A 526-nucleotide genomic window follows, 5' to 3' on the forward strand; every position below is an offset into this window, starting at 1 on the left:
CAGCGGCCATTCATGCCATCCGTTTCCCATCTCACACCTCCTTCGGGTTCGCCAGGTAACCGGTGGTATCGCCACACGGCCGGGCATTGGCGTTAGGTTTGATAACGATACTCGGCCGGGTAAAGTGCGCCGACGGCAGCGGCGCTACCGCGGCCAGCTGGCCGTGCTTAGCGCGCAGTTCGGCAATCGGCCCGAAATCCAACGCCCGCAGCGGGCAGGACTCGACGCAGATCGGCTTTTTCCCCTCGGCGACGCGCTCGTGACAGCCATCGCATTTGGTCATATGGCCTTTGTCGGCGTTATACTGCGGGGCGCCGTACGGGCAGGCCATATGGCAGTAGCGGCAGCCAATGCATACCTCTTCGTTGACCACCACAAAACCGTCTTCGCGCTTATGCATCGCGCCGCTCGGACAGACCTTGGTGCAGGCCGGATCTTCGCAGTGGTTACAGGCGATGGAGAGGTAATAGGCAAACACGTTCTGCTGCCAGACGCCGTTGTCCTCCTGCCAGTCGCCGCCGGCATA

1 protein-coding gene is annotated in these 526 nt (G+C 62.0%); it reads right to left on the bottom strand.

Annotation, left to right across the window (positions count from 1 at the left end):
- Window positions 1-31: 31 nt before the first annotated feature.
- On the bottom strand, window positions 32-526 hold a 495-nt coding region (locus HMPREF3140_RS14575), incomplete at its 5' end, for a 4Fe-4S dicluster domain-containing protein (RefSeq protein ID WP_004146572.1).

The organism is Klebsiella sp. HMSC16A12 (assembly GCF_001808265.1).
GTDB classification, from domain to species: domain Bacteria; phylum Pseudomonadota; class Gammaproteobacteria; order Enterobacterales; family Enterobacteriaceae; genus Klebsiella; species Klebsiella pneumoniae.